This window comes from Kitasatospora sp. NPDC057500, from assembly GCF_042802195.1.
GTDB lineage: Bacteria > Actinomycetota > Actinomycetes > Streptomycetales > Streptomycetaceae > Kitasatospora.
On sequence record NZ_JBHVER010000005.1, the window covers coordinates 45,451 to 68,660 of the forward strand.

The following is a 23,210-nucleotide window of genomic DNA, read 5'->3' on the forward strand; positions in this document are numbered from 1 at the left end:
TTACCTCCAGTTCGGCAGCTGATAGGCGGTCTCGTAGTGGTCAGATGTGACATACGCTAGACCGTCATTCGAATAGAGAAGACGCCAGCCGGGTTGCTTCGCCCTTGACATCATGGGATTGAGGCCCAAGTCCGCTTCTTGCCAGGTGCGCCCCGGAGCCGGGGGGACAACGCCGTTCGTATTCTCAAAAACATCGCCACCTATCTGCCCACCGGGAATGCTGTTGCCTAGCGCCTTTCCGGGCTTCCAGCCCGCCGCCGCAGCCTGGGCCTTGGTCACATAGTTGGACGGAAGTCCGCCCGTCTGCTGAAGGCTCTCGATCAGCGGATTTGCAGCCTCCGCGGCAGCGAGATTATTCCCCAACTGAATGCATGTCGAGTTATGCACCAGCACCGGCGTATTTCCGGCGAGTACATAGTACGTGTGGAAGTCATCGACCGTGAGGTCGTCGGCGCGCTGAGGCTGCGCAGCATAGGTGCGTGTCGCGATCACCAGGATCGGATGGTCCGAAACTGCACTCAGTTGGTCGCCCGGCTGGAGGGATCCCGCTTCAGTCCAGCGCTGCGCGGTCTCGTTCCAGTAGGGGTGGGTCGCGGTTGATACAAGAGTGGTGGTCGACGACCCGTTCTGGTCGGCTTCGTCCGCTGTGAGCGTCAGTTCGGTGAATGTGGAATCATCCGGGGTGACGATTTTATCTGTGACTACCTTCGATGCAGTCTGGCCGGTCTGCGGGTCCGCCGCGCTGACCTTATCCCCGGGCTGGATCTCTCCGATGGGTTTGGTGCTTCCATCGGCCATGAGAACCAACGTGTCCGGAGGGAAGCTGTGCTGGCAGGGAATCGTTCCCTTCCGAGTCAGGGTGCCGAAGAGGGCCCGCCCTGCAAGGTCTAGCCACCGGCTCTGGGTAGCGTAACCGGCAACGACCTCAAGGGCGGAGGCGCAGCTTTTTGAGTCCTTCTTCTTCGCGCAGTCCTCAATAGAACTCAAGCCGCTGATCTCTTTGACCTTTTTCTTCACCCTTGAGGCGAATTGACCAAATGTTTCGTCAGAGAGTCCCGCGTTCTTGAGCTTTTGCTTGCGAATCCATTGATGGGTTACGGATTGACTGTCGTCCTTGATTGTCTCGTAGTATCGGTGCTGGGTTGTGGAATCGACATACTCGCTTGTTTCCTCCTTGTTCTTCATCGTGATGGTGTTGCCGGACCCGCTGCAGTTGTAGAGCGGGCCGCACTCGGGACTGGCGAGGCCGCTGGGGTCGCTGCGGTTGATCGGGTCGTTCTCGCTGTAGGCGTAGCCGTTCCACTGCTGCGGGTTGCCTGCGTCGAGAATGGGGTCGGGGCTGATGAAGCGGCCTGTGGTGGGGTCGTACTGACGGGCTCCCAGGTTGGTGAGGCCGGTGGTGTCGTCCTTGGTGCCGCCGACGAAGCCCTTGCTGCCTGCCCAGCTGGAGGCCGGGGGCTGGCTGCCGCGCGGGTTGCCGAAGGGGTCGGTGGGGCGGCGGGTGACGGGCTGTCCGCTGGTGGTGTTGATCTGCAGACTGCTGGTGCCGTGCGGGTCGGCGGCCTGGATGAGGACGGTGCCGCCGCCGATGGGCGCGGTGACGCGCAGATAGGTCAGACCACCGGCGGAGGCCACGGTCCGGGTGTTGCTCATCGAACCGGTGGCGGTGTCGAGCGTGAGCTCGTCCGTGGGGAGGTTGAGCGTCGTCTTGCCGGGGTTGCGGCGGATGAGCTGGTTGCCGTCGGCGTCGTAGAGGTAGCTGGTCGTGCCGCCGGCCGCCGTCTTGGTGAGGGAGGCGAGCCTGTCCTCGCCGTTCCAGGTCAGGGTGGTGGTGCCGGCCGTGTCGGTGATGGCGGTGGTATTGCCCTTGGCGTCGTACTGGTAACTGACGGCCTTGGTCCCGCCGGGCCCGGTGGTGGTGGAGGTCAGGAGGGCGTGCGGCCCTCCGGTTCCACCGCCGGTGTTGGGTGCGCTGGTGGGGGTGTTGCGGGTTTGGGCGGCTCCGAAGGTCTGGGTAGTGGTGGTGTCGTTGAGGCTGTTGCCGGAGATGTCGTGGCGGACGAGGCCCGTTCGGTTGCCACTGGCGTCGTAGCTGTAGGTGTGCCAGTAGGGGGCGGGACCGCCGACGCTGCGCCCGCCGGGGCCGACCTGTGCCGGGCCGTTGGCGTTGTTGCAGCCGCCGATGCCGGGCACACTGGTGGAGCTGCCGGTGCCGTGGACGGCACCCGAGGAGTCGGTCCAGTCGGGGACGCTGTGCACGCCCTGGGTGTCCGTCCAGGCGTTGGTCAGCCGGCCCAGGTGGTCGTAGGTGAAGCACTGGGTGTCGGTGCTCGCGGCGTCCTGGATGGTGCTGACCGAGGTGATGCGCCCGGAGGGCATGTAGGTGTAGCTGGTCTGGTCGGTGGCGACGGTGCCGGTCTGGCGGGAGACGAACGAGTTGATGACCCGCCCGGTGGCCCAGTCGTACTGCCGGATCGAGACGACCTGGGACCCGTAGGCGCCGACCGTGGTCTCCAGGGGCCGGGCCATCGGGTCGTAGGTGATCCGGGGGATGACGGCCTGGCCCCTACTGGCGGCCGAGGTGAGCAGACCGGTGATGGTCGTGCCGTAGGAAACGGTCTCGGCGGGCAGGCCGCCGGCGGCCGGGATGCTCCTGGTCTTGAGGAAGCCCAGGCCCTTGCTGTAGGTGTTGGTGGTCGTGTAGGTGCCGGCGAGGGCCCCCTCGGCGCTGGGGATGGTGATCGACGTGCCCAGGGCCCGGTAGCCGGTGTCGTAACCGGTGACGGCCGTGGTGTAGGCCGGACCTCCGGCTCCGCCGACGTAGCGGGTGGAGGAGGTCGGCAGGCCCTTGGCCAGCGTGTCGTAGCTCCAGGACGCCAGCTGGTTCGCCGGGGTGACGCTGCCGCTGTAGCTTCCGGTCTTCCGGCCGAGCAGGTCGTACGTGTACGCCAGGACCTGGCCCTTGGCGTCGACCGTGTGGTCGATCTGGGACTTCGCGTCGTAGAAGGTCTGGCTGGTCCCGGTGTCCGGGTCGGCCGCGGAGACCTGCCGTCCTCTCAGGTCGTAGGTGTAGCTCCAGTTGTTGCCACTGCTGTCGGTGCGCCCGGCGGTCTGTCCGCCGGCCGTGTAGGCGAAGGTCGTGATGTCGGCGTCGGCCGGGTTGCCGGTGGCCGCGCTGGTGCGGTACTCCCAGGCTGCCGTGGTCCGGCCCCGGGCGTCGGTCACGATCGAGGTCGGTGTGGCTCCGGCGGGCGGGGTGGTGTCGGTCCGGTCCGCTCCTGGGTAGGCCATCGTGCTGGCCCACTGGAGGTTGCCGTTAGAGCGGAACTCCGAGCGCACCAGGTGCCCGGCGCCGTCGTAGGTGTTCCAGGTCTGGCCGGGGATCTGGCCGTCGCCCACTGGCAGGAAGATGGATTCGGTGGGGAACGAGTTCTTCTCGTAGTACGGGTTGGACGTCTTGATCACCCAGCCGTGGGTGTCGTAGACGGTGTCCGTGATCAGCCGCCCGGTCGGGTAGGCCGTGCTCATGCTCTGGGTCTGCCGGGGACGGCCGGATCCGTCGACGATCTCGATGGTCGTCTGGTAGGTGGCGACGTCATCGTTGATCGACTTCGTCGTGATGGCGGACGGACCCGCCGTACCCTTGACGGAGTAGGCGAACGTCTTGCTCGGGAGTGCGTTCGTCGGGCGGTCCGGTACCCAGACGGCCGTGATGCGGCCGATGGCGTCGTACTGCGCCGTGGTGACACGGCCGTTCATGTCGGTGCTGGTGAGTGGCAGGCCACGAGCCGGGTCCTGAACGAGGGTGGTGGTCCATCCCGCGCCCATCGGCCCGGTCGTCCTCACCTCGCTGGGCAGGGCGCCCGTGGCCGGAGTGAGCGCCACCGTCGTGATCGCCGGGGTGACCGTGGGTCCGCTGAGCTGGGCGCCTTCGCGGTCGTAGGCCGAACCGTCGGCCGCCGCGTTGGTCGTGCTGCGGCCGTAGGTGTCGAAGGTCGCGCTCGAGGTGTGGACGTAGACGGGGTTGCCGGCCTGGTCGAAGTGGTCGAGGGCCTGGGTGCTGGTCGGATCCCCCAGGGCGCCGGCGAGTTTGAACGCCTTGCCGTCGTAGAGGGTGCGACTGCCGCTGATCGTGTTGGCCGCCGTCGGCTTGGTGCCGCAGGTGCCCTGGACCGCGATCTGCTCGGAGACCAGGGAGAGTAGGAGCGGGTTGTCGCTGGTGGCGTAGCTCGTGGTCGTGCAGGTCTCGGGGGTGGCGGCCGTACCGTCTCCCTTGTCGTTGACCTGGACGACCCGGTTCCCGTGGGCCGGATCGGTGGTCGTGGTCGCACTGGCGGTGCGCCAGCTCCCGTCGGCGAGTTTCGCCTTGGAGACCGCCGTTACCTGGGAGTCCGAGTAGCGGGCGAAGATCTGCGGCGCCCCGGCGGTCTGCGCGTGCGTGGCCGTGATCTGCTGGCCGCTGTACAACTGCCCCGACACGGACTGGAGGTTTCCGCCGGCCCGGTCGTAGTTCTCGGTGGCCACGATGCGGCCGGCGAGCCAGCCCTCGTCGGTGACGGTGCCGCCGAGCGGGCTGGTGACCTGGACGTTGCGCTTGTCGGTGCCGTTGGCGAGGTAGTCGCCGTGCATGCCGCGCAGGTAGGTGGTCGTCTGCTGGGTCTTGGGAGCCTCGCTCGACGAGCCGCTGCCCGTGGTGGTGGTCACCGACTGGTAGCCGCGGAACTGGTCCCAGGTGCGGGTCTTCGGGTCGGTGAACTCGGCGTCGTTGCGGTGCCAGGCGGCGCCGCCGTTGTACGTGTACTCCGTCGTCTTGCCGACCGCCGGGGTGCTGACGAGGTCCTGCTCGGTGACGACCTTGACGAGCGGCTTGTTGAACCAGTCGTTGACCGGAACCGGGTCCTGGCCGGGCATGCCCTGGTAGGGCAGGTACCACTTGACCGGCATGCAGGCCATCGAGTTGTCGACCTCGGAGGCGGGCATACGGTTGTTGACCCGGGAGCACTCGGGGTCGCTGTAGACGACGTTGATCCGGCCGCCGGCCTCAGTGGTGATGCCCTGGATCCGGGGGCGCATGAACATGTGCTCCGGCGGCACCAGGCCGTCGACGCGGTTGGGCACCATCCGGTAGGTGAAGGTGACGGGCGGGAGGGTGACCGGCGTCTGGCCGTTGGACCCGGTCCGCCGGACGGAGTCCAGTTGCAGGGTCTTCTTGGTGCCGTCCCCGGGCTCCGCGAGCGACTGGCTGAGCGCCCAGGTGTCCACGGTGCGGTAGGTGCCGCCGACGAGAACCTGGGTGGAGATGGAGGTCAGCCGCTTGGTGGTGAAGAACGTCGGTGCGTAGTTGGTGCAGGTGCCGGAGCCGGCGCAGATCTGGTCGATCGGGACGTCGGGCCAGAAGTCGGCGTTGGCGGTGGTGCGCTGGTCCTCGGCGCAGGTGATCGCACCCGAGGGGAGGCAGCGCTCCGCGACCGTGAAGAGGACCTTCGACGCGGGGTTGAGGGCGCCCCTGGCGGCCTTCTGCTCGTCGAGCCGCTGGCCGTAGCCGATCTCGCGGAGGTGAGCGGACCGCTGGTAGGCGGTGAGCGCGCCCTTGCTACTGTCCGGGGCCCCGCCGCGGCTGTAGTTGTTGCCCTCGGTCGCGTACTTGTACGTCGTCAGGTTGCCATGGGGGTCGACGACGTGGTCGAGTTGCCAGCGCCACGCCATCTGGCACCAGGAGCCGTTCCCGGTCGCCGCGTTGTAGCAGGGGTCGCCGCTCTTGGGCGAGTACACCGGCGTGGTCAGGACCGAGTTGGCGGCGGGGTCGGTGCCGTCCCCGCCGGGCAGGTGGTTGAGCCCGAAGTAGTACTGGGTCCCGTCCGGCGTGGTGATCCGCCAGTACTCCATGTCCTGGTAGCTGACGTCGCTTCCGCTTCTCGGCGCGCCGGTGAGCTGTTCGATCTTGGAGCCGTCGTCGTCCTGCAGATGCCAGGTGCCGGTGGCGTCGTCGCGCACGATGGTGCCGGATCGGTCGCCGAGCGCCAGGGTGGCGTTCTGGCCACCCCAGCAGAGGTCGGCGGAGCTGGTGACGCCCGCCTTGTCGCAACCCTTGTACGAGCGCTCGATGAACCCGGGCTCGTAGCCCCAGCCGTCACCGACCCAGGAAGACTGGGAGTTGGTCGCCGACGTCTTGCCGTCCACCGCCGCCGAGTTGTAGTTGAGTGCCACGACCGGAGCCACGCCGCCGAGGGCCGGAGGGACGGGGACGGGATAGTTGTAGGTGAAGCTCCCCGAGTTGGAACCGGCGTTCCACCCGGCGGAGGGTGAGAGCGATGTCGCCTTGTAGTTGCCGCCGGCACCGAACGGAGCGGGCAGCGCGGTCAGTACCAAAGGCACGCCCGCAGGGGATGCCGAGCCGGTTGCCAAGAGCGGCCCGGCCTCGGCCAGAGACAATGCCTTACCCGCTCCGGTGCCAACCTGCGCCTGATCGGACCGGGTGGCCGCCGGCAGCGTCACCTCGGCGCTGACCGACCCGGGGCCGTCGGCCTGGGCGGCGACCGGCGTCTGGGTGCGGCACTCGGACCGTTCCGGCGTAGTCAGCGCGCAGGCGGGCAGCGTGACCAGCGCGGCGCGGTCGGACCACCCGCCGGCCTGCAGCGCCTTGAGGTCCAACGAGACCTTGGCGCCGCGACCGTCGCCGGCCGCCGCCGATGCGTCGGCGTCGGAGACGGCGATGAGCGGACCGGTGACACCCGCCGCCTTGCCCGCCTCCGGAGCGGTCACCTGGACGTTGACCGTGTGCGCGCTCTCGCCGCCACCGTTTCCGGGGGCGACGCGTACGGCCAGATCGCCGGCCTTGGCGCCTCCGGCGCCGCCGGAGGCGGGCGATGCGCCGCCGGTGGCCGAGCGGGCGGCCTTGGCCCCCGCGCTGTCGGCGCCGATGACGACGGTCGCGGACCCGGTCACGACCGCCGGCGCGACCTCGGGCTTCCAGTCGGAGGCCCGGTCAGCTGACGTCCGGTCCGGCGGCGGGGCGTCGCTCCCCTCCACCGATACCGCCGCTCCTTCCCGCGGAGCGTTGGGAGGGCTCCAAACCTGTCCCTCCGGTTCGGGATAGGTCCATGCCACCGCCGGCGGCACGGTCACACCCGTCAGTGCCAGGGCGACCATCGTCGCCACCACTGGTGAACGCCATCGGCGTCTTGTCGAACTTCCAGCCCGTATCCGGGCAGGCAAAGCCCCCACCGCAGAATCTCCTCGATCGTTGATGCCGACGTGGCGTCAGACCGACAAGGCCGCGCCACGGTCGAAGCGACGATAGGGGGGAGGTATGACAGGCCACCAGATCGTTCGGCCACCCCGCACCTGATGTTTATGGACTCTTGATCTTGGAGGCTTCACTTTTCGGACAATCTGGTGTGAATTTGTAATCGAGTTGACCAAATCGCAGGTCAGGCAGCATCGTTCCGACCCAAACGAGACCCCAGACGGGGGTCGCTGCCCGGTAGGGGAACGCGAAAGAGACATGGTCGTCACCTCGAGAACAATCACGAGCACACCGTCCACACCATCGATACGCAGACGTACTGTGCGTCTGACCGCCATCGCGACGACCTGTGCCCTGGGGATCGGCCTGCTCGGCGTGCCCGCGGCGATCGCCGCCGACGCCGTGCCGTCGACCGGGCCCGTCGGTGGGCCGGTTCCGCTGATGCCGTCGCAGCCGGCGCCCTCCCGGACGCCCGAGCAGCAGGCCCTCTTCGACGCTGTCGCCAACGCGAAGGCGAGCGGCAGGCCCGTCGTCGTGGACGCGCTGACGACCGAGGCGTCGAAGAGCGTCGCGAACCCCGATGGCACACTGACGACCATCGACAACGCCCAGCCCGTGCGTGTCAAGCGCGACGGTGCATGGGCCGACATCGATGCCACGCTGCGTGCCAACAGTGACGGCAGTCTCAGCCCGACCGTCTCCCCGACCGCGGTGACCCTCTCCGGCGGCGGTCCCGGACCGATGGCCACCGTGGCGACCACCGACGGCAAGGAACTCTCCGTGGGGGCACCGTTCACCCTGCCCACACCCTCCCTGGACGGCGGCACCGCGACCTACGCGAACGTCCTGCCGGGCGTCGACCTGCAGCTGACCGCGCTCGAAGTCGGCGGCTGGCGGAACGTGATCATCGTTCACACCCCCGAAGCAGCGGCCGATCCCGCGCTCAAGACCCTTCGATTCCCGATCAGCGCCAAGGGCCTGACCGTCACCGCGGACGACCACGGGCAGATCGACGTCAAGGACGACACCGGCGCGTCCCGCTTCCGCTCGCCCGCGTCCCTGCAGTGGGACTCCTCGCAGACGGGCCAGACCGCTTCGGCCCCTGCCGGCAAGAACTCCGGGCTCGCGGCGCCCTCCGCGGCGGAAGGCCAGCCTGTGGGGACCCCGTCGACCGCCGAGGGCCCGGGCGACGGCGCCAACGTCGCCGCCATGGGCACAAAGGTGTCCGATGGCGCCATCGAGCTGACCCCCGACCAGCAGGCGCTGGGCACCGGCAGCGGCCCCTGGTACCTCGACCCGTCCCTCACCGCCGTCACGAGCGGGATCCAGGGATCGGTCGAGGTCCAGGAGAACCACCCGAGCTACGAGTACTACAACAAGAAGACCAACCTCGCCACCGGCTACTGCGGCTACCACAATCCCGACCCGAACCAGGACTGCGGGATCGAAGGCCGACAGCGTGCCTACTTCCAGTTCGCCGTCAATCCAGCCATCTACACCACGGTCAGCGGAGCCGATTCCCCGCCCGTGCTGTTCAGCTCGACCCTCAACGGCCTCGTCACCAGCTCCGCCAGCCCCGGAACACCGACCGAGCTCGGCCTCTACTCAGCCCCCAGCGGAATCCACGACCACAGCAAGTGGACCGACCAGCCCTGCGGATACTCGAACAAGAGTGCCGTCATGGAGGGTTGCGAGTTCGTCGGCAGCCAGACCATCACGGGAACCGGCGGTCCGCTGGCCATCGACGTCACCGACATGATGAAGCGGGCAGCCTCCGGCAAGTGGGCCACCTGGACCGTCGGCATCGCCCCCAGGGCCGGCGAGATGGAGAAGCTCTACCGGCATCACCTCGACAGCAAGCCGAGCGTCACCACCACCTACGACATCGCGCCCACCATCTGGCACCCGCGCACCTACCCGACGCCCAGCTTCGCCAAGACCAAGACCAGCCAGGGCGGCCCCGCCGAGTGCACCACCAGGGGTGCCCACCCCTGGGACAACCCAGGGTGGATCGGCAGCAACCAGAACATCTACCTCTACGCCAACAGCTTCTCCCCCAGCGGCCAGTCCGTGTACACCGGCTTCCACATGTGGGACGACAACGACCCCAACTTCTCTTTTCGGGACGGACGTTGGGGAGGGAGCTGGAACTACCCGGCCGAGCCGGTCAGCCCGGGCCAGCTGAGTGACGGACACCAGTACGGCTGGTACGCGGCCTCGGCCGACGGGATTCTCCAGTCGCCGATGAGCGAGTGGTGCTACTTCCGCGTCGACCGCACCAACCCGCGCGTCAACATCAGCTCCAACGACTTCCCGCCCGCCGGCACGCCCAACCCCAACCCCTCCAAGTACATGAACGACTGGGGTGCGCTGTGGATCAACGCAGACGACCCCGCTCCGGCCACCGGACTTCAGGCCTCCGGCCTCGCCTGCCTGCGCGTCAGCACCGACCCGACGCCCGTTGTCGGCTGGAACTGCGGTGACAGCGGCACCTATGCCCCAGGAGAGCCGTACTACTACCAGGCACGCAAGTGGGGCATCAACACCGTCTACGCCTGGGCCATGGACATCGCGGGCAACTACAGCCAAACCGCGATCTACAACTTCTACGTTCCCTGGCGCCCCGGTACCCAGCCGCTGTTCGGCGATGTCGACAACGACCAGAAGCCCGACATCGTCGGTGCCGACCAGAACGGCGACCTCCGCGTCATCGGCGGCACCGCCGACCCGGTGAGCTCGCTCGCCGCGACCTCGAAGGCCGCTCCCGGCGCCAACGACTACGGCGTCACGTGGTCCGACTTCCAGCTCAGCCATCGCGGGAGCCTGAGCATAGGAGACTCCGTCGATCAGATCATCGCCCACTACAACGGGCCCGTCACCACGCAGAACAAGCCTCTGGCGGACGCGCTCTACCTGATCAAGAACGACGGCTCTGGCGTCTTCGACAGGCTCGTAACCGGCACGATCACGCGTCCGGACGCCTGTACCACGTACGGCACCAACGCGCCCTGCCAGGCCTACCACGGCACGTGGGCCCGCACCTCTCAGCTCCTCGCGTTCGGCACGCCCGCAGGGGAGGCCGTCGCGCCGAAGCCCAATGGCAACCACGAGCCCGTTTTCACGACCCAGACCTCGATCCTGACCATCGAGGACGGGAATCTCTACCTCTTCGAGTCCAACGGCCTCTCGGAGGACGTCGCCACCGCAACGCTCATCCCCACGGCATCCGGCAGCTGGGCGGATCTCGAACTCATCAACCCCGGTGCCGCCAACGGCCCGACGACCGATCCCAACACCAACAAGCCGTCCAACCAGCCCACCCTGTGGGCCCGCAACCGCTCCACCGGTGGCATCTACGCCTACCCGCTCGGCTGGAACGCCGACCAAACGGTCGACTTCTCGGCACTGACCAAGCCGAACGCGGGGACCCTGCTCGGTACTGGCGCCGAACTCAAGGCCGGCACTCACCCGCGCATCGGTGCGGGCGACCTCAACAGCGACGGCTACGCCGACCTCTGGGTGATCGACAACACCAACGCGCTCGCGATCTTCCCCGGCACCGGTACCGCAGGCAAGGTCACCGGATTCGGCCCCTGGGCCTTTGCCGGCTACGCCGACGCGAGCGTGTCCATCCGCTCCACCCTGGTCGGCTGGCTCTGTGCCGACGCCGAAGGCGGTCCCCGCGTGGGGGCCGAGCTCACGGCCTACGCCTGCTGGCAGACGGCCAACCAGCGCTTCAAGTTCGCGAGCGACGGTACCGTTCGAAGCGGCGCCTTCTGCATGTCGACGAAGGACAACGGACTGACCAACGGCACGCCTGTGGTCCTCTCCCTCTGCACGGGTCAAGCCGGCCAGAAGTGGAGCATGCGGTCCGATGGCCGACTGTTCGTCCCGGGCACGGTCAACGCCAGCAGTCCCGGCGGTAAGTGCCTCGAACTGCCCGGTTGGGCGACCGAGCAAGCAACCCGACTGGGCATTTGGGACTGCCCCGGCTTCCAGGCCAACCAGCGTTGGACCCTGAACCCCGAACGGACCCCCTGACGCCGTCGGCTGACTTCGACGACGTGAGCCGCTCTTGGAGAGCAGAGGGCTCCGGCTTCGGCCGGGGCCCTCTGCTCAGGGGAACCGGTTGATCGCGTCACATCCAGGCGCTGAGAGGCTGGGCCCGCCCGGTGTGAGGCACCGGGACATGGGTGAACAAGAAGATCGAGTGGGGTGCTGTCGGCGCAAGCGTCGGCAGCACCCCATGTCGGCGTTGATCAGGCGCCGAGGGAGGTGCGGACGGCGGCGATGAGGTTGTTGGCGCGCGGGTCGCCGTGGCCGATCATGCGGTTGGCGGTGTAGGCGAAGGTGAGGCCGAGGTGGGGGTCGGCGAAGGCGAACTGGCCGCCGGCGCCGTCGTTGCCGAAGCTGTGGGGGCTGAGCATGGGGCGGAAGGCGGGGGAGGGGAGGAGGAAGCCGGAGGACCAGCGGGCGCCCATGTCGAAGCCCAGGAACCCGGCGCCGGAGGAGAGTTCGCGGGTGGCGTCGGCGATGGTGGCGGGGGTGAGCAGGGGCGGGGTGTCGGCGAGGCCGGTGACGGTGGCGGCGAGGAGGGCGGAGAGGGCGGTCGCGGAGGCGATGGCGCCCGCGCCGGGGAGTTCGACGGCGTGCAGGTCGGGGTCGTTCCAGCCGTGCGGCTCGTCGAGGCCGGGGAAGACGAGGGCGCCGTTCATCGTCACGATGCGGGTGAGCAGGTGCTCGGGGCCGGGCATCGGGCGGCGGCCGTCGGCCTCGGAGAGGCGGGCCAGGCGGGGGAGTTCGGCGGCGGGCAGGCCCAGCCAGGCGTCCAGGGCGAGGGGGGAGGCGAAGGTCTCGTGGAAGTGCGCGCCCGGGGTGAGGCCGGTGATGCGGCGGATCACCTCGCCGATCGCGAAGCCGAAGACATGGCCGTGGTACTCGTACGTGGTGTCCGGCTCCCAGAGCGGCTTCTGGTCCTCGATCGCGCGGACGACCGGGGTCCAGGCCGCGATCTCGGCGAAGGTGAGCGGGGCGTCCAGGGCGGGGATGCCGGCGCGGTGGGAGAGCACCATGCGGGTGGTGATCGCCTGTTTGCCGTTCCGGGCGAACTCGGGCCAGTAGCGGGCGATCGGGGCGTCCAGGTCGAGGCGGCCCTGCTGGGCGAGCAGGTGGGCGGAGAGCGAGACCAGGGCCTTGGCGCAGGAGAAGACCGGCGCGACGGTGTCCGCCTGCCAGGGCCGGCCGGTGCGCTCGTCGGCGACGCCGCCCCACAGTTCGACCACCTTTCGGCCGCCCGCGTGGACGGTGACGGCGGCGCCGAGTTCAGGGAAGTCTGCGAAGTTGCGGGCGAAGGAGTCGGCGACCGCGCCGAAGCCCTCGTCGGCCCAGCCGTGGTGGTCGGTCTGCATGGTGGCGTCCGTCTCCTGAGCGTGGTCGTTGACCGGGTCACGTTAGAGGGAGGCCGGGGCGCGGGGGAAACGATTTCGACGGGGCGGCGACGGGGCGGCGGGGCGATGGCGGCGATCAGGACGCTGTCACCGGGGGCCAGTACGGTGGTGACGCGGTCGAGTGAGCGGTCGAAGGCGGTGCCGGGGTCGCCGGACGGGGTGTGGCGGTGGTGAACGCGGCGGCCAGGTGCGGCGTACGGAGTGCTGTGGCGACCCGGCGGCGGCTCCTCGATGATGCAAGGAGTTCCTGGATGAGGTCGGGTGCGAAGGCTCTGCTCGCATGCGTCATGGGTGCGGCTGTGCTGGCTTTGGCGTCGTGCGAGAGTGGAGCCGATAGTTCTGGCAGTGCTGCCCGCGAGGTGCCATCGGCATCGGCTGCAAGCGTCGATTCAATCCCGGGAATCCCCAGCCGTGAGCTGCGGGAGCAGTATGGCGTGACTGTCCCTGTTGATGCGATCGACCCTTCCTACGGGCGTCACAAGGCAGGTGGCGGCGGGGAGCTCTGGGTGAAGTTCGGGATCGGGAAGGGCGATCTCAATGGTCTTCTTGCAGGCATGGGCACCGGTGAGGAGAAGCTTCATTCCGGCATGATCGCGTTCACCAGTGCCGACCTTGAGCTCACGGGGTGGTCCCTGGATCCTGCGCATCCGGTGAAAGGTGTACTGGTGCCGACAAGAGATGACGGCATGAAGAGTCCGAGTCAGAAGATCACCATTGACTACTCCGACGGCAACACGGTCACGGTGTACGTACTGGCAATCAAGCCGTAGCCCTCCGCCGCTGACCGACCGCACCTGCGCGACCTGCCTGTGTCCCATGGGGTGAAATGTGCTGGACAGCACGGCTGGTGCGGCTCAGTGTGGCTCCATGGAGTTCACCCACCTCGGCCGCACCGGCCTCACCGTCTCCCGACTCTGCCTGGGCACCATGAACTTCGGCCCGCACACCGAGGAGTCGGATGCCCATCTGATCATGGACAGCGCCCACGAACGGGGCATCAACTTCTTCGACACCTCGAACAGTTACGGCCGCAACGCCGAAGGCGGGCAGCGGGGGCGCACCGAGGAGATCATCGGTCGCTGGTTCGCCAAGGGGGACGGCCGCCGCGAGCGCACCGTGCTCGCCACCAAGGCCTATGCCCCGATGGGTGATTGGCCGAACGAGGGGCGGCTCTCCGCGCTCGCCGTGCGCCGCGCCGTCGAGGCCAGTCTTCGCCGCCTCGGCACCGACCACATCGACCTCTACCAGATGCACCACATCGACCGGGACACGCCCTGGGAGGAGATCTGGCAGGCGATGGAGGTCCTGGTCGCCCAGGGCAAGATCATCTACGTCGGCTCCAGCAACTTCGCCGGCTGGCACATCGCCCAGGCCCAGGAGGCTGCCCGCAGTCGCCACTTCCTCGGCCTGGTCAGCGAGCAGTCCCTCTACAACCTGCTCGACCGCGCCGTCGAGTTGGAGGTGATCCCCGCCGTCGAGCACTACGGCCTCGGCCTGCTCCCGTGGTCGCCGCTGCGCAGCGGCGTCCTCAGCGGCGCGCTGAAGAAGGAGCGCGAGGGCGCCCTGGTCCGGGGCGCGATGACCCATGCCGGCGAGATCCTGGAGGCGAACCGGCCCCGGATCCAGGCCTACGAGGACCTCGCCGCCGAGGTCGGCGAGCACCCGGCCGACCTCGCGCTTGCCTGGCTGCTCTCCCGCCCCGCTGTCACCGCCCCCATCGTCGGCCCGCGCACCCTCGGCCACCTCGACGCGGCCGTGCACGCCCTCGGCATCAAGCTCGACGAGGAGGTCCTCGCCCGCCTCGACACCCTCTTCCCGGGGCACAAGCCGGCCCCGGAGGACTACGCCTGGTAGGAGCTGAGGGGAAGTGAACAGCGCGTGCCCGCTTCTCGCCGAGAGCCGAGAGCCGAGAGCGGAGAGCCGGGAAGCGGGCACACGTGTGCAGAAGGCGGATGGGAGGGGAGCGGGGGACGGGAGGAGTGTCCACTCTCCGCCACTCTCAACGTATAGCGCACGGGGGGTCTTGCGGCAAGGGGGAGGGGGAGGCGCAGAATCCGTCGGCAGGTGAACGGGAACGACGGTACGGGAGCAACTGGTGATGCACGTGGACGCGGACGTGATCGTGGTCGGCGGTGGGCCGACCGGGCTGATGGTGGCGTGCGAGCTGCGGCTGCACGGGGTCGGCGTTGTCGTGCTGGAACGGCGGGCGGAGCGGGGCGGGGAGTCGCGCGGGCGCGGGCTGCACGCCCGCAGCGTGGAGATCATGGACCAGCGGGGCCTGCTGGAGCGGTTCCTCGCGGTGAGTGAGAAGTTCCGGGTCGGCGGGCTGTTCGGCGGCGTCATGGCGCCCTGGCCGGAGAGCCTGGACACCGCCCACCCGTACGGGCTGGCCACCCCGCAGGCGGTCACCGAGCGGCTGCTGGAGGAGCGCGCGCTCGAACTCGGGACGGTGGTCAGGCGCGGGTGCGAGGTCACCGGCCTGAGCCAGGACGCGGACGGCGTGACCGTGGAACTGGCGGACAGCGCGCACCTGCGCTCGCGCTACCTCGTCGGCTGCGACGGCGGGCGCAGCACGGTCCGCAAGGCCCTCGGCGTGGGCTTCCCCGGCGAGCCCGCCACGGTCGAGACGCTGATCGGCGACCTCGAACTGGCCGCCGACCCGGCCGAGGTGGCCGCCGTGGTGGAGCGGGTGCGCCGGACCGAGCTGCGGTTCGGCGTCGCCCCCGACGTGGACGGCCGGCCGGGCGTCGCGCGGGTGATCGTGCCGGCGGACGGCATCGCCGAGGACCGGGCGACGCCGCCGACGCTGGAGGAGTTCAAGGCGCGGCTGCGGGCCGTCGCGGGCACCGACTTCGGCGCCCGCACGGCGCACTGGCTCTCCCGGTTCGGCGACGCCACCCGGCAGGCCGAGCGCTACCGCGTCGGCCGGGTGCTGCTGGCCGGCGACGCCGCGCACATCCACCCGCCGACCGGCGGCCAGGGCCTCAACCTCGGTGTGCAGGACGCGTTCAACCTGGGCTGGAAGCTCGCCGCCGAGGTCGACGGCCGGGCACCGGAGGGGCTGCTGGACAGCTACCACGCGGAGCGCCACCCGGTCGGCGCCCGCGTGCTGACGAACACCCGCGCGCAGATGACCCTGCTCGGCAGCGCGTCGGGGCCGACCGCGCTGCGGGAGCTGTTCACGCGGCTGATGGAGGTCGAGGAGGTCAACCGCTACGTGACCGGGATGATCACCGCCCTCGACGTCCGCTACGACCACGAGCCGGGGGATGCGGACCTCGTCGGCCGGCGCCTGCGCGACGTCCTGCTGTCGGGGGACCGCCGGCTCTACGCGCTGATGTACGGCGGCCGCGGCCTGCTCCTCGACCGCACCGCCGGCGGGCGGTTCGCGGTGGACGGCTGGGCCGACCGCGTCGACCGCGTCGCCGACACCGGTGCGGAACTGGACGCGCCGGCCGTCCTGCTCCGCCCGGACGGCCACGTGGCCTGGGCCGGGGACGACCCGCAGGGCCTGCACGCCGCGCTGACCAGGTGGTTCGGCGCCCCCGGGGCCACCTCGCGGTGACCCCGGGGGATGGGAAGGTCAGGCCGTGGTGGTGGCCGGCAGGCCGATCGGGTTGATCGGGGGCAGTGCGGTGCGACAGAGGGCCGAGATCGGCTTGAGCGCGGCGGCGAGCCGGTCCAGGTCGGCGCGCCGGTGGTTCTCCCAGACCCGGGCGGCCGCGAGGTCGGTGGCCGCCTCCAGGGACTGGTGACGGATGCGGCCGCACTCGGTGATGGTGCCGCGCTCGGTGAGCCAGCCGCGTTCCGCCAGCCGGGCGGCGGCCGCGTCCCACTCGGCGTCGGTCCAGCCGCGCACCGGTTGCAGGGCCTCGCGCCGCACGTCCAGGGCGCAGCGCACCACCAGCGCCTCGCAGCCGTCGAGCCCCGCCGAGACCAGGGCCGCGATGTGGCCGTCACCGCGGTGCTCGCGCATCACGGTGGCGGCCTGCCAGAGGCGTCCGTACAGGTCGGCCGGGCGGGGGAGGGCGGCGTTGGCGGCGGCCAGCACCCGGCCCGCGCAGTCCAGCCGGGTGACGGCGTCCTCCAGCAGGCCGGCCGCCAGTTCGACCTGCGCCGGGTCGACGTGCTCCAGCAGCCGCCGCAGCGCCGCCGAGGCGCCCGCGGTCCGGGCGGCGAGCGCCGTCTCCGGGTCGGCGAGCTTCCAGACGGCCGGCAGCGCGCGCTCGATCGGGGCGGGCGCGAAGTTGAAGAACGCCGCGATCACCGGCGCCGCGTCCACCGGGCCGAGCGGGGCGGCGCGGCCGGCGAAGTAGCTGCGCGCGACACCGCTCAGACCCACCGCCTCGAACGCGCCGAGGCCCTCCGGGGTGAAGTAGGTGACGGCGTGCACGGGTTCGAAGAGCCACCACAGGGCCCGGGCGGGATGGACGAGATCGGCCAAGGGGAGGACCTTCCTCGGTGAGGGAGCGGTGAGGGATCGGTGAGGGAGCGGGCGCCCGTACGGGTGTTCCCGTACCGGCTCTCGTACAGGCTGATGACCACGGCGGCGGCCACGATAACGCGCCCGGGGTGTGATGACGGTCACGCGGAGGTCTCGGTGGTGACACGCGGCCGACGGCGCGGGGATGATGGCCCGGGGTGCGCCTCGCGCGCCCGGTCCCCTGGCCGATCCCTCGGCAGACGGCACGACGGCAAGAAGAGGTAACAGGCTCCATGGCGCAGATCAATCCCAGCATCCTGTCCGCGGACTTCGCCCGGCTCGCCCAGGAGGCCGAGGCCGTGCGGGGCTCGGACTGGCTGCACGTCGACGTGATGGACAACCACTTCGTGCCCAACCTGACCCTCGGCATCCCGGTCGTGGAGTCGCTGGCCCGGGCCACCGACATCCCGCTCGACTGCCACCTGATGATCGAGGACCCGGACCGCTGGGCCCCCCAGTACGTGGAGGCCGGCGCCGGCTCGGTGACCTTCCACGTCGAGGCCGCCGCGGCCCCCGTCCGGCTCGCCCGTGAGATCCGGGCCAAGGGCGCCCGCGCGTCGATGGCGCTCAAGCCGGGCACGCCGATCGAGCCCTACGAGGACCTGCTGCCCGAGCTGGACATGCTGCTGATCATGACCGTGGAGCCGGGCTTCGGCGGCCAGGCGTTCCTGGACATCATGCTGCCGAAGATCCGCCGGACCCGGGAGCTGATCGCCAAGCACGACCTGGAACTGTGGCTCCAGGTCGACGGCGGCGTCTCGGCGAGCACCATCGAGCGCTGCGCCGAGGCCGGGGCGGACGTCTTCGTCGCCGGTTCGGCGGTGTACGGCGCCGAGGACCCGGCGGAGGCGGTCGCCAAGCTGCGCACCCTCGCCGAGGGCGCGAGCGCCGACGCCTGGTGGGCCTGCGGGCACTGAGCCCCGGCCGGGTGGTCCCCGCTGGAGGATCGCCGTGCCCTGGAGGAGGATCGTTGCGACGACCCCTCCGGCCGGGCGCGGCGATCCCCACCCCGGCCCCTGCGCACGGCGGTGACCGCCCCATGAGCAACCTCGACGCCCGACCCGCCCCGACCACCTGCGGCGGCGAGCGCGACACCGGTCCGGTCCGGGACCTGCTGACCGCCCGCCGGGTCCCGCTCGGCGAGAGCACCGTGGTTCGCCGGCTGCTTCCCAATCTGGGTCGTCGGATGGTGGGCGCGTGGTGCTTCGTGGACCACTACGGGCCGGACGACATCGCGGACGAGCCGGGCATGCAGGTGCCGCCGCATCCGCACATGGGCCTGCAGACGGTCAGCTGGCTGCACGCCGGCGAGGTCCTGCACCGCGACAGCCTCGGCAGCCTCCGGACCATCCGCCCCCGCGAACTGGGCCTGATGACCTCCGGCCGGGCGATCTCCCACTCCGAGGAGTCCCCCCGCCCCCACGCCCGCTACCTCCACGGCGCCCAGCTCTGGGTCGCCCTCCCCGACGCCCACCGCCACCGCGACCCCGCCTTCGAACACCACCCCGACCTGCCCACCGTCACCGCCCCGGGCCTGTCCGCCACCGTCATCCTCGGCACCCTCGACGGCGCCACCTCCCCCGGCACCACCCACACCCCCCTCGTCGGCGCCGACCTCACCCTCACCGCCGGCACCGCCCACCGCCTCCCCCTCGACCCAGACTTCGAGTACGCCGTCCTCACCATGTCCGGCACCCTCACCGCCGACGGCGTCCCCCTCGACCCCGGCGCCATGCTCTACCTCGGCACCGGCCGCCGCGACCTCCCCCTCCACGCCACCACCGACGCCACCTTCCTCCTCCTCGGCGGCGAACCCTTCGCCGAGAAGCTCGTCATGTGGTGGAACTTCATCGCTCGATCCGGTGAGGAGATCGTACAGGCCCGATCGGAGTGGATGGAAGGCTCTCGCTTCGGTGAGGTGCACGGCTATGGAGGGCCGCGACTGGCCGCTCCCGAACTCCCGCCTGGGTCCCTCAAACCGCGCGGACGGGTGCGCTGAACTGGGCGAATGTGTATCGGTGGAGACTGCCGTGAGACGCATTCGCAGTGGCTTCTTGTCTCCTGGTCGAGTCGCCTGCCGGGCCGCTGGACAGCGGGCGCTGGTGTGAGGCGGGAGTCGCGGGCGTGGTCATCTGTGACAGGGTCTACTCAGACCAATGCTGACCCAATGCTGACTTTGCTGACGGATGGTCAGGTGATGTCGGAGCTCTCACGAGCGTCGGTGGCAAGCTACTGTGACCAATCTGCCGGGGAGAACGGCGCTCGGGCTGGCCAGGGTGAGGTGCCCGCCCCGAGAGACCGCTGCGGGACAGCTGGCTGCTCCTGTGGTTCGGAGCCGAGGTGTGGTCGGCCTTGTTCGGTTCCTACAAGCTGAGCCTGTTGCTTGGCTTGTCCGGCGATACATACCATCGCGGGCCGGACACTGGCCTCCGCGCTCGGCCCGTGGCTGCTGAAGCTCATTGCAGCACGGGCCTCGTTTCAGGTCACAGAACCCGGCGTACAGGCCGGCTCCATCCGCCGTACCAGGGGCTTTGCCCCCGGAAGGGCCTCTGACCTGCATCGGAGGCCCTTTCCGATCTTTCGGGGGCTTGCCGTGTTACGCGGCAAAAAGTCCCCGGAACGTCCCCCTGACAGAGCGGAAAGTCCCCGAAAAGTCCCCCAGGATGATCTTGGTCGAGAGGTCTTGACCTGGGCTCGGAGCGCGCAGTTGGGCGGGCAGCAATCGGGTCGGGGAGTGGCGATCAGAGCGCGGGCGTCCTGCCCGTAGACGGCGGACTCCTGGAGCAGCCCGAACGCCCGGTGGAAGAGGGCGACACGGTCGGGATCGGTGATGGTCTCGCAGCCGCGGTAGCCCTCCACCTCCACCTGGATGCCGTCGTGGATCCCGAAGCCGTCCCCGGGGTAGACGTACAGGTGGGATCGGGCCGGGACGATCCCCAGCCGAAGGCCCGACGCGTCGAGGGCCCGAAGTAGGTGCTCCAGCTGGGCACGCATCACCTGGGGGCTGATCCCGGTCAGCAGGGCCTGTTCGCCGAGCAGTACATGGTAGGTCCGGCCGTCCTGTCCGAGGTATTGGGCGCGGGCGGTGCGCTCGGCCGCGCCGGCCTGCGAGTCGTCGGGGATCTGGTGCAGGTGGGCAACCATACGCAGGACCTGTCTGCAGATTCCCTCACACCAGGCCGTGGGACCAGAGCAGAGCGATTTACACGGGCGACGACCTGCTATCCGAGAACGGGCTCCGAATGTCAGGGGGCAGGGGAATGCTTGCGCTCGCTCCGGTTGCTCGGATGATGTCCGAGTAGCTACCGGAGGCCAGGGTCTCGGCATGGCATTGGCTGCACGGCCCTCTACCCGTGCACTTCGAGGTTCCAGACAAGTACTGCCGAGTGTGTGAGAAGGCAGCGGTGGGGAAGTCGGCGCGGACGGCGAACCAGCGCCCTGTTTGCTGGTCGGCCGGTAGGGCGGCAGCGATCGACGGCCTCATCGGGAGGTAGAGCTCCCCGCTGTCGTAGCGAATGGCGAAGACGCGGTCCAGATAGTCGCATTCGTCGGGTTGCGCCTCGTTGGCATCCAGCCAGGCGACGCCGTCCTGCCGGGAGCCAGGTCCCCACAGGAGATCCACGGGGTACCACGTTGCCTCGTGTCGGGAATCAAACTGACTCAGGTCGGGGTCGGTGATGCGGCTGCCGAACTCGAAGACGGCCCGGATGATCGCGAACTGCCAGGAGTCGTCAACCTCCGACTCGTCGCGCAGGTTCTCTACTGCGGTGACGCAGAACCCGTGTTCCTTGGACCAGGCGATAGCTGCGACCGAGCGCCTGACTGGCGCCGGGCACAGGTGGTTGATGATCTCGCACAGGTCGCCGAGCATCCGTGCCGCCTCGACCGGCCCGAGCAGGTGGTACGAGGTCGGGTGCGCCACGTAGTTTCGCAGGTTGGACAGCGCCTGCTCGATGCCGCGGTTGCGCTGCCCTCGCAACAGCCCAGCAGCCCGAGCCCACGTCCGGAGACCGTGAAGCGTGCCGTTAAAGTCGATGGCTTCTGGGCCGGCCCCGACGCGCAGCTTCCACGGCCTCCCATTCGCGCCGCTGTTCGACCGCCTCTGTCTCCTCTGGCTGTCGATGAAGTCGTGAACCTGCTCGTACCGCTCAGCCACTACCGCGTGCGCGGCACCACTCGCGTCCACGAAGGTGATCTTGCCCTGGTGGAAGTCGATGAAGCGGTCGCGCAGCGCCTGCTCGATAACCAGCAGGGCATGGTCGCTCACGAGAGTGAAGAGGTCGTAGCAGAGAACGCCGTAGGCGAATACGGTGCGGAGCCGGTCGAAGCTCTGGCGGGTGCCCTCGGCCACTGCCGGGGCCAGTTCGAGCGCTGCGACCACCTGCTGCTGGAACTCGGCTGAGCTTTCCGGCGCCATCTTCACGCCGAGCCCGAGCCCGTGGGGCGTGAAGCGAAGCGTCCTCTCGTCTGCTTCCCTCAGCTGATCCCATGTCTTGATGATCACCGCTTCCCTCCCAGAGCTCGTGGCGAACCTTTCATCGTAGCCTTTTGGTGGGGAGCCTTCGAGCGGATTTGCAGCTTCGGATCGGGGCAGGGCACAGAGTAGTTAGCGTCGGCGCCCGATCCAGGCTATGGCGGTGAGGGCCAGCAGGAGGGCAGTGAAGGCGGCGAGGATGGCCCACATGCCGTCCGGGCGTTGCAGGACATCGCCGATTCCGATGCCGATCACGGTGCCCCAATGCGGGCTGGGGTGGCGGCCCGGGCTCGGTGCGTCGGGTGGCGGAAGCTCGGGGAAGTTGGTTGCCATGAGGGAGAACTCCTACCGATGGTGATCGTCGGTGCGGCGGACCGCCGCGCCGAGTCGATGGTGGGGTCCACCGGTTCCGGCTGAATGTGCGCGCATGTTCAGCCGGAGGGATTCTCCGTGGCTTCCTCGCCGGGGTTGGCGTTGATCGCCGTGACGTCGGCATACAGGGTGGTCTGAGAGGGGCGATCGGGCTCAGTGCCGCAAGCGTCGCGGAGGAGCTGTCTCAGGTACGCGCCCGGAGTGCGGGGAATTCCGGAGATGGCCGGCGCGATGGGGGAGTCGAAGGTCATCAGGATGCGGGAGACGGTGGCGTCCGGGAATGCGTCGAGCACGGTGCGCAGTGCATCGCGCCGGGCCCGGGTGGGTGCCGGGACCGCGCGCTGGTTCCCACCTGCGTACGGTGCGCGGACGCGTGGTCCCTCCAACCGGTCCTCATAACTGGAGCGCAGCTGGGTGATGGTGCGCTCGGCACGGCTATTCGTCCCGCGGCGCACCGAGGTACCGCGAGCGTTCGGCGCGATTGCAGCTGGCGGAAGCGGCTGCAGCACCTTCACCAGTTCCTCTACCGGCAACTCGAAATCGACGGCCAGCAGGAGCAACTCGCCTACGACGACCAGGTCCCCGCTCCAACCCGGGTCGAGCGGAACGCCAGACTGCTTGAAGTCCGCCGCCGCTGCGGCAAGAAGATCAGCGAACGCCTCGCGGATCGGCGGCATACGGTCAACTTGCTCGGGCCGGAGGTACCAACGCACCGCCGGATCAACACTCAAATCGGACCGCAACAGCCCGAGCCCACACACATAGAAGAGGAAGTGGAGAGTGCGAATTTGGCTGGTGAGCTGGTCCGCGATCGGTGCCACGACCTCCTCGGCGCGGCTGCGCCACGACGTGGTCAAGCCGGGCAGTGACGGGTGTCCCAGCCATCCTGCTGCGGCCTTCGCACCCTGCTGTTCGAGCGCGAGGATCTGCTCGCGGCGTGCTGCTTCGTCCTTCTGCACTCGGTCCTCCTGCCCACTCACCCGCGATCGCGCTCCTCGCACCCGACTGGAATCTCCATGAGGAAGGCCCGGCGTGCTCGGTGCTCCCGGCTCCATAGCGCCGGTCTCGCCGCTGAGCCTGGTGTCCGTCTCTACGGCCTTCAACGCCCAGGCGTGAGCCGTCGCCAGAGGTGTCTGGCCTGGCACGGGCATCAGCCGTGGGGGCGCGGTGCCATCGGGTTGCCCGTGA

General features: G+C 69.4%; 13 protein-coding genes. 6 read left to right on the plus strand and 7 right to left on the minus strand.

The genetic code is table 11. The annotated features are described in order from the left end of the window. On the minus strand, positions 1-7,149 hold the full coding sequence (locus ACFU74_RS02230) for a polymorphic toxin-type HINT domain-containing protein (RefSeq protein ID WP_380750381.1): 7,149 nt from the start codon (positions 7,147-7,149) through the stop codon (positions 1-3). Between the two features lie 418 nt (positions 7,150-7,567). Here ACFU74_RS02230 and ACFU74_RS02235 point away from each other — a divergent pair, with 418 nt between their 5' ends. Beyond that, positions 7,568-11,287, plus strand: a complete 3,720-nt coding sequence (locus tag ACFU74_RS02235; protein ID WP_380750384.1) for a ricin-type beta-trefoil lectin domain protein — start codon at positions 7,568-7,570, stop codon at positions 11,285-11,287. Positions 11,288-11,505: 218 nt separating this feature from the next. Here ACFU74_RS02235 and ACFU74_RS02240 read toward each other — a convergent pair whose 3' ends face one another. Next, entirely contained in the window at positions 11,506-12,654 is a 1,149-nt protein-coding gene (locus ACFU74_RS02240) for a serine hydrolase domain-containing protein (protein WP_380750387.1), read from the minus strand. A 290-nt stretch (positions 12,655-12,944) separates the two neighbouring features. Here ACFU74_RS02240 and ACFU74_RS02245 point away from each other — a divergent pair, with 290 nt between their 5' ends. From ACFU74_RS02245 to ACFU74_RS02255, 3 genes are all read left to right on the plus strand, one after another. Further along, entirely contained in the window at positions 12,945-13,463 is a 519-nt protein-coding gene (locus ACFU74_RS02245) for a hypothetical protein (protein ID WP_380750390.1), read from the plus strand. 97 nt (positions 13,464-13,560) lie between these two features. Then, positions 13,561-14,547, plus strand: coding sequence for an aldo/keto reductase (locus ACFU74_RS02250; protein WP_380750393.1), 987 nt, complete (start codon positions 13,561-13,563; stop codon positions 14,545-14,547). A 241-nt stretch (positions 14,548-14,788) separates the two neighbouring features. Then, entirely contained in the window at positions 14,789-16,258 is a 1,470-nt protein-coding gene (locus tag ACFU74_RS02255; RefSeq protein ID WP_380750396.1) for an FAD-dependent monooxygenase, read from the plus strand. 18 nt (positions 16,259-16,276) lie between these two features. Here ACFU74_RS02255 and ACFU74_RS02260 read toward each other — a convergent pair whose 3' ends face one another. Then, positions 16,277-17,137, minus strand: coding sequence for a hypothetical protein (locus ACFU74_RS02260; protein ID WP_380750399.1), 861 nt, complete (start codon positions 17,135-17,137; stop codon positions 16,277-16,279). A gap of 272 nt (positions 17,138-17,409) precedes the next feature. On the opposite strand from ACFU74_RS02260, the gene rpe reads away from it, so the two are divergent. Continuing rightward, complete coding sequence (rpe, locus tag ACFU74_RS02265) at positions 17,410-18,093, plus strand: ribulose-phosphate 3-epimerase (protein WP_380750402.1); 684 nt, start codon at positions 17,410-17,412, stop codon at positions 18,091-18,093. 122 nt (positions 18,094-18,215) lie between these two features. Then, complete coding sequence (locus ACFU74_RS02270) at positions 18,216-19,175, plus strand: pirin family protein (protein WP_380750405.1); 960 nt, start codon at positions 18,216-18,218, stop codon at positions 19,173-19,175. A 479-nt stretch (positions 19,176-19,654) separates the two neighbouring features. Here the strand turns inward: ACFU74_RS02270 and ACFU74_RS02275 are convergent, their stop codons facing one another. From ACFU74_RS02275 to ACFU74_RS02290, 4 genes are all read right to left on the minus strand, one after another. Beyond that, positions 19,655-20,425: a Scr1 family TA system antitoxin-like transcriptional regulator gene (locus tag ACFU74_RS02275; protein ID WP_380750494.1), complete on the minus strand. Its 771-nt coding sequence runs from the start codon at positions 20,423-20,425 to the stop codon at positions 19,655-19,657. Further along, entirely contained in the window at positions 20,379-21,680 is a 1,302-nt protein-coding gene (locus tag ACFU74_RS02280; protein ID WP_380750408.1) for a hypothetical protein, read from the minus strand. Before ACFU74_RS02280 ends, ACFU74_RS02275 begins: the two co-directional genes overlap by 47 nt. Before the next feature lie 102 nt (positions 21,681-21,782). Then, the gene (locus ACFU74_RS02285) at positions 21,783-21,983 is read right to left on the minus strand and encodes a hypothetical protein (protein WP_380750410.1); all 201 of its coding nucleotides are present in this window, start codon (positions 21,981-21,983) and stop codon (positions 21,783-21,785) included. Positions 21,984-22,081: 98 nt separating this feature from the next. Then, on the minus strand, positions 22,082-22,981 hold the full coding sequence (locus tag ACFU74_RS02290; protein WP_380750413.1) for a hypothetical protein: 900 nt from the start codon (positions 22,979-22,981) through the stop codon (positions 22,082-22,084). Positions 22,982-23,210 lie beyond the last annotated feature (229 nt).